Consider the following 6,930-nt stretch of genomic DNA (forward strand, 5'->3'; position numbering starts at 1 on the left):
TGCACTTAGGAAATCGATGAGAACAGCAGAGTTTGATAGAGAAACCGTACTGAGAAATGCCATGCAAGCATTTATGACTTATGGCTACAACAAAACCAGTATGCCCAAACTGACCGAAGTCACCGGACTCCATCCGGGTTCTATCTACTGTGCGTTCAAAAATAAAAAAGGTTTGCTATTAGCCGCCATAGATCAATATCAAGCAGACCGACGAGTGCATTATCAAAAGCTGTTCGAAAACAGCACCAGCCTTCGCTGTGCACTTGAGCGATTCTTACAAGATCTTGTCGGTGAATGTTTAGGCGACGAGTCAAAGAAAGTGTGTTTGCTCACCAAAACGCTTAATGAAATTGGCGAGCAGGATGCGGAAATTCAAGCGGCACTCAGCGCTAACTTGCACCAATTTGAATCACTGATCAGGCAACAGTTTTTGATAGCTTGGCCCGATAGTGAAGCATTAAGTGAAGATGAAGCCACAAAGAGGGCCCGTTTCTTTATTATGTCTGTATATGGTATTCGAACTTATGCAGCGACGCAGTGCGATAGCTCACACCTAAATGCACTGGCAGATAGGTTATTGGAAGTCTCAGTTTAAAGCCGAGAGCTTTGCGCTTGGCTAAACTGCTGTTTAAATGTATCGTGTAAACTCTTGTCTATGTATTCTAGATGCCAATTAATAAAGCGCTCGTCCATCGTCAAGCCCGCCAATACAGAGTTAACCGCCGCTAAAAACCCGCGTGTAACGGGTGTATCCCGACAAGCGATATGCCCAGTAATAAATGGAGCAAAACCACTAACCGCAATTGGTACGGGTTTTTCTGATGCGTCTTTCGCGTGGTATGCAATAACCGAAGGATATTCAAGCAGCAACTCAAAACGCTTGCTCATCAACATAGAATACATTTGCGCTTCGTTTTCGCTGCCTTCTTTCACGTAGAGCTGATCTGCTGGCGTCTGCTGTATCATGGCATCGGCAATATCACCATATGAGCGCTCTTTTTCTACGCCCAACAACCATTTGGGATGACTCGTTAACAATGCCTCTAGGTTTTGCTCGGTTTGTGTAGACAACAATTGCACTGAGGGTGCAGCAAAAACTTGTAACCCCAAAAAGTAAGTGGTCGGCTCTGAAAATAGCAATGTTTTACTGCGCGCTTTATTCACAACTAAGTTTCTAACGCACTCCCCTTCACCTCCTGCAATATTTTTAAGCGCACGGTCAACACTGGCATCAGACTGTGTAATCTCAAACTGAGTTAATTGGCTTTGCAGATAGGAAAATACACGGCTTTCGGTTTGAACACCTTGAGAAGGGTTATTGTAAATTGTGATTGCTTGCGGCTGGGGCTGAGCGATTGAATAGCTACAACAAAATAACAAACCAATTAGTATGCCAAGTCTATTCATTGATACATCCTTTTATTTCCCGTTGAAACGTGCCACACGCCGTTTAATATATAAGGCAGAGTATACAACGAGAACAAGCCCAAGATAAATGAATCACCGGAATTGATATCTACGGATACTTTTCATACAACACTGTTACTTTCGATATTTTTCGTACAGAGAATCAATTGAGTATTCAAATAGCGCTTTTATATGATTTTTAGCCTCTGGAATTGAGACAAGCTCAAAATCGACTGAAGCAGATTTACCACCAAAGAGTCCAAAAGTAGCTGGCTTAGACACAACATCCAAAGCCAGTAATCCGCGGTTATTTTCTATTGGTGTCAATTGGTAAGACGCGCACTTACCGCCTTCATCGCCAAGTATAAAAAAGAACCCGCCACCTTCCCCAAGTGCCTCAAACAACTCCAATTCCTTGTCCCAAGGGTAATGATCAATAACATCCCAAGCCTCACGATAAGACTGTAATTCTTTTTCATAATTGATGAGCTCAGTGCCACCGTCACGATGTTGGTAATAGACTTTAACTCGCCTCATTAAACTTTCCTTATCCACTAACATCACATTTTTTGAGAATTTGCTGCCGGAGAAAAGCCTTCAGCAGCTTAGTTGACATACTCTACATTTGCGCCGCAAATACGTCATGTATTTTCTCTAGCGTTAGCAGGTTGAAATCACTGTCATGATAGCTTTCGACATATTCAATAAAGGCGCTTGGAGTGGTAGTAATAGCTGACAGAAGCCAGCTCGAACCGTCATCTTCATCATTAGTAAACTCTACTGCTCCTTGAGACCAAGTTGCTTCATTATCAAGTCGCCAAATGCAAAACGTGACCTCTTCTATTTCGAAAACCTCGTCATTCAGTACTTCCAACAGCTCAGTTGGCGCTCCCTCGTACATCCCCGGCCATACACCGTACTCTTCTTGAGCATGAGGGCTAACTTCTGACTCATGATCGAATCCCTTGATAAGGATCGACTCGCCTTTGATCACGACAACAATATTGTCGCCGCCCCCATTTTCGTAAGTCGCGATATCAATACCAGCAACCCAATTTTCGGTATAAGTAAAACAGCGCAAATACTCATCATCTGAGATTTCAATATCTAATGCCGCACTGGCCTTAAGAGCCAACTTTAATTCCTTATTTGATATTTTGTTGAGTTCCATCTTTTTTCTCTATGTTGGAGGTGAGTTATTGTGTAATTTAGCACTTTCTAAAGTCTAAATTATGATGAGTGTCGCTGCTTTTTTGACTTTCAGAGTCAACTTCCGGAGCAGCTTAATTATGCTACTATCGAGCTTATAGTAAAATCCTAATAGGAACGCAGAAATTTCTCCTAATGCTTCAGGGGATTTAACTATATCTTATGACTAAGAGCGGATGTTTTAGCACCAATAATACATCATGTAAATGCATCAAGTAGTCTCAACTATATAAAACCAAACAGAGAGAAAAATGTTTCTTTCTACTATTTTACCAACGAATGCTGACTTAACCCTTCATATAAGAAAGGGCTAAGTAAGCACAGGGACAGACAGTATGGATATATCAAATACCCAATGGCATGCTAAAACCAAAGCTTCTCCTGCTAAGTCATATCGTTCGAATACGGATACCAACCAAAACAACGCACGCAATACAAAGGTGTCTGTTTCTTCATTGGCTGTGAAACTAAAAGAAGCACAACAGGCGATTGACGCAGCTCGTTTAAATCAGCAATCATTTCCACAGAATAACAACGTTTTAATGTGACAAGCGCAAAGTAATCAAGAAGAGATTAATTCGGCTAAGTGGGAGTTTGAGCAACTGTCCAAACCTCAACTGGAGACTATCGCCATGGATCCCAGTAATACCTTTTCAAAAGCAGAGAAGGCTGCTGCTTACGAAAAGTGGCATGCACTTGATCAACGAGCGTTGTCTGAGCTGAAGCGGAACGCCCTCAATGATGATAATGCAATGACATCATTTGAAGCTGCGCTATACACACATAGCCAGACATTCTCAGAACTCGGTAAAGCTATGCTCCCTGATGATTATCTTTCGCAAGCACAGTCACACTTCGAGTCAGCGCTCCAAGACATGAACTTATCAGCGCATACAATGAGCAATCAAGCTGAGCATTACTATAGCCTAATGGTTACAGATCTGTTTGCTGGCAATGAACCTAAAGTGCACAATGGCGCTGAAGGGATGTCTTCACACAACTTAGAACGCAGCAACTATGACTTCTTGACTCATAAAGACAGATTTATGCTGGCTGATATGTATCAATATGCAGATAAAAATGACATAGATTTCGAATATATTCAAAAACTTGCTAGTGACATAGGAAACTACCGACGACATGATGACGGCAAATTACTCAGTAATTTCAACGAGGGGCATTTTAATACCGAAGGCCAAAAGCTCACTGTCGCATTTACGCAAAGAGATCAAGCCTCTATAGATCGCCTGATGAATAATGATGCACTATCTTCCAGCGCTCTGGACGCGGGCTTTGTATCTTTTATCACAGACCCTGGCCTTGGCGCACTCTCTCACCAAGGCAGCTACCAGTTTCTGGCACATATAGCAGAAGTAACTGCCGGTATTGCGACCAGTGACTCAGCAACGCAATTTAAAACTTTCACCGAGGCTAGTAGCATCAACGAGCGCTATGTCATGACCCAATCTGAAGAAAGTATTTCCCTCCCAGAACCGGATGTGACATGCAAAAACGGGGTCTGTGAGGTAACCGAAAAAGGACGGAAAAATGGCGTAACCTTAACGCAAAATACTCAAGTGCTCGCACCGCCTATTGAGTTCAAGCCCGCTCAATTTGATACCCTACTCCACCTACAAACCGACCCCGATATTCAGAAATCAGTCTGGTTCGAATGGCTTTTAGAAAAGTAATTTTTAAACTTAAAGTGGGCGTTTCGTATTTTTTGTAAATAAGATAGCGAAACTCGCTCAACCTCATGCTTGTTTAGCTTTATATCGCTGAGACATTTAAGTCGAGATAAATCACGGATACTGAACTCAAATTCGTACGACTATGCCGTTTGCGACTCCAGCCGATAATCTAAAGCTAAATTGCACAAACAAAGATATTTTTAAATAGAAATGACGTAAGCCAGAATGGTTTTTGAAGATGCGCTGTATTTAGGAAATAAAAATAAAGTTTAGGGTTATCATAGCCCCAGAATGTCCCCAAAAGTACGAGCAGCTTTTAGTAGGTGATTGATTTGAATAAAGAAGGAATGGCGGAGAGAGAGGGAGTCGAACCCTCGATACGCTATAAACGTATACACGAGTTCCAGTCGTGCGCCTTAAGCCACTCAGCCATCTCTCCGCACTGAATTGCGGGGCTAATACTATGAAAAGCCTCGCACTTTATCAAGCAGTTTTTTGCTTTTAGGATCTATTTGTCTATTAATCCTACTATTTCTGCAAGGATGCAGAAAAATCTAGCATGCGATTAAGCGAACGTAGTGCGCCTTCACGCAATTCCATATCAACGAAGACTTCTTTGCCTTGTGGGCTGATAAGCGCTTCTTCAATTGCCTGTAGGCCGTTCATTGCCATCCAAGGGCAATGGGCACAGCTACGACATGTAGCGCCTTCACCAGCGGTTGGTGCTTCGAAGAATTCTTTCTCAGGGCAAAGTTGCTGCATTTTATAGAAGATACCGCGATCGGTGGCAACGATAAACTTCTGATTATCCATTTCTTGCGCAGCTTTAATTAATTGACTCGTTGAGCCTACTGCATCCGCTAAGTCTACGATTTCCGCAGGAGACTCAGGGTGAACCAGTACCGCAGCGTCAGGATGTAGCTGCTTCATGTCTTTAAGGGCTTTGGTTTTAAATTCATCATGAACGATACACGCACCGTTCCACATGATCATATCGGCGCCCGTTTTCTTTTGGATATAAGAACCTAAGTGCTTATCCGGACCCCAGATGATTTTTTCGCCTTGCTCATCAAGGTGCTCAACAATCTCAAGCGCGCAAGAAGAGGTGACGATCCAATCCGCTCTGGCCTTTACCGCAGTTGAGGTATTGGCGTATACCACCACTTTTCTGTCTGGGTGTTGATCGCAAAACGCAGAAAACTCGTCGATAGGGCAACCAACGTCCAACGAGCAAGTTGCTTCGAGCGTTGGCATCACAACAGTTTTGTGCGGTGTTAATATTTTTGCCGTTTCGCCCATAAAGCGCACGCCGGCGACGATGATCATGTCTTTGTCTTCTTGCTTAGCGCCAAACCGTGCCATTTCTAATGAATCAGCAACACAGCCGCCAGTTTCTTCAGCAAGTGCTTGGATCTCAGGATCAGTATAATAATGGGCAACCAGTACCGCATTTTTTTCAACTAATAGCGCTTTGATACGCGCTTTATACTCTGCTTTTTCTTCAACGGTAAGAGGGGCAGGTTTTGGAGGGAAGATATAATCTTCCGGCATAATACGTTCAGCTAGACTCATTTCTCGACCACTAGTCCACATTGCATAATTAGGTAGAATTATACGAAAAATACAGGGGTAATCCTAGCGAATGTTTAGCTCAAAATGGCGAGTTTAAGAAAGTATTTTGAATAATATATGAAGAATATGAGGATGGTGGGTCATGATGGACTCGAACCATCGACCAATGGATTAAAAGTCCACTGCTCTACCAACTGAGCTAATGACCCGCTCAAAATTGAATTCGTATGCTTGTAAGTGGTGGGTCATGATGGACTCGAACCATCGACCAATGGATTAAAAGTCCACTGCTCTACCAACTGAGCTAATGACCCGCTCAAGCATTAAAAGTGCCATTGATTCATCCTGAAGAGGTGTTCCGGCTCGTCGTCCTGACTCGCGTTCAAAAAGCGGCGAAGCCTTGCTTCGTTCTTTTTTCACCCAGCTGAGCTAATGACTTGCTCAAAATTGAATTCGCAAGCTTATAAGTGGTGGGTCATGATGGACTCGAACCATCGACCAATGGATTAAAAGTCCACTGCTCTACCAACTGAGCTAATGACCCGCTCAAGCATTAAAAGTGCCATTGATTCATCCTGAAGAGGTGTTCCGGCTCGTCGTCCTGACTCGCGTTCAAAAAGCGGCGAAGCCTTGCTTCGTTCTTTTTTCACCCAGCTGAGCTAATGACTTGCTCAAAATTGAATTCGCAAGCTTATAAGTGGTGGGTCATGATGGACTCGAACCATCGACCAATGGATTAAAAGTCCACTGCTCTACCAACTGAGCTAATGACCCGCTCAAGCATTAAAAGTGCCATTGATTCATCCTGAAGAGGTGTTCCGGCTCGTCGTCCTGACTCGCGTTCAAAAAGCGTAGAAGCCTTGCTTCGGTCTTTTTTCACCCAACTGAGCTAATGACCCGCTCAAAATCGAATTCGCCAGCTTATAAGTGGTGGGTCATGATGGACTCGAACCATCGACCAATGGATTAAAAGTCCACTGCTCTACCAACTGAGCTAATGACCCGCTCAAGCATTAAAAGTGCCATTGATTCATCCTGAAGAGGTGTTCCG

Annotated in this window: 7 protein-coding genes and 6 tRNA genes; 3 read left to right on the plus strand and 10 right to left on the minus strand. The window is 43.3% G+C overall.

The features are described 5' to 3' along the window. Positions 1–16: 16 nt before the first annotated feature. On the plus strand, positions 17–595 hold the full coding sequence (locus MHN30_RS08980) for a TetR/AcrR family transcriptional regulator (protein ID WP_045990613.1): 579 nt from the start codon (positions 17–19) through the stop codon (positions 593–595). Here the strand turns inward: MHN30_RS08980 and MHN30_RS08985 are convergent. The 3 genes from MHN30_RS08985 to MHN30_RS08995 form a co-directional block, all read right to left on the minus strand. Beyond that, positions 592–1,407, minus strand: a complete 816-nt coding sequence (locus MHN30_RS08985) for a hypothetical protein (RefSeq protein ID WP_239359295.1) — start codon at positions 1,405–1,407, stop codon at positions 592–594. The genes MHN30_RS08980 and MHN30_RS08985 overlap by 4 nt on opposite strands. 135 nt (positions 1,408–1,542) lie before the next feature. Next, positions 1,543–1,944, minus strand: coding sequence for a hypothetical protein (locus MHN30_RS08990; protein WP_130164334.1), 402 nt, complete (start codon positions 1,942–1,944; stop codon positions 1,543–1,545). An 82-nt stretch (positions 1,945–2,026) separates the two neighbouring features. Beyond that, complete coding sequence (locus MHN30_RS08995; RefSeq protein ID WP_130164335.1) at positions 2,027–2,542, minus strand: hypothetical protein; 516 nt, start codon at positions 2,540–2,542, stop codon at positions 2,027–2,029. Between the two features lie 409 nt (positions 2,543–2,951). On the opposite strand from MHN30_RS08995, the gene MHN30_RS09000 reads away from it, so the two are divergent. Both MHN30_RS09000 and MHN30_RS09005 read left to right on the plus strand, forming a co-directional pair. After that, the gene (locus tag MHN30_RS09000; RefSeq protein ID WP_239359296.1) at positions 2,952–3,164 is read left to right on the plus strand and encodes a hypothetical protein; all 213 of its coding nucleotides are present in this window, start codon (positions 2,952–2,954) and stop codon (positions 3,162–3,164) included. A gap of 84 nt (positions 3,165–3,248) precedes the next feature. Beyond that, positions 3,249–4,307 carry a hypothetical protein gene (locus MHN30_RS09005; RefSeq protein ID WP_239359297.1) on the plus strand — a complete coding sequence of 353 codons (1,059 nt, stop codon included), beginning with the start codon at positions 3,249–3,251 and terminating at the stop codon, positions 4,305–4,307. Between the two features lie 348 nt (positions 4,308–4,655). Here MHN30_RS09005 and MHN30_RS09010 read toward each other — a convergent pair. The 7 genes from MHN30_RS09010 to MHN30_RS09040 form a co-directional block, all read right to left on the minus strand. Beyond that, a tRNA-Ser gene (locus MHN30_RS09010) sits at positions 4,656–4,746 on the minus strand. A gap of 89 nt (positions 4,747–4,835) precedes the next feature. Next, positions 4,836–5,879 (minus strand): quinolinate synthase NadA, encoded by a 1,044-nt coding sequence (gene nadA / locus MHN30_RS09015; RefSeq protein WP_026000839.1) that lies wholly within the window; start codon positions 5,877–5,879, stop codon positions 4,836–4,838. Between the two features lie 133 nt (positions 5,880–6,012). Next, positions 6,013–6,088 (minus strand) — tRNA-Lys (locus MHN30_RS09020). 29 nt (positions 6,089–6,117) lie between these two features. Beyond that, positions 6,118–6,193 (minus strand) — tRNA-Lys (locus MHN30_RS09025). A gap of 154 nt (positions 6,194–6,347) precedes the next feature. Next, positions 6,348–6,423 (minus strand) — tRNA-Lys (locus tag MHN30_RS09030). A 154-nt stretch (positions 6,424–6,577) separates the two neighbouring features. Continuing rightward, a tRNA-Lys gene (locus MHN30_RS09035) sits at positions 6,578–6,653 on the minus strand. 154 nt (positions 6,654–6,807) lie between these two features. After that, positions 6,808–6,883, minus strand: a tRNA-Lys gene (locus MHN30_RS09040). Between the last annotated feature and the right edge of the window lie 47 nt (positions 6,884–6,930).

It is taken from the genome of Pseudoalteromonas sp. OF7H-1, assembly GCF_022347825.1.
Classification (GTDB): Bacteria; Pseudomonadota; Gammaproteobacteria; order Enterobacterales; family Alteromonadaceae; genus Pseudoalteromonas; species Pseudoalteromonas maricaloris.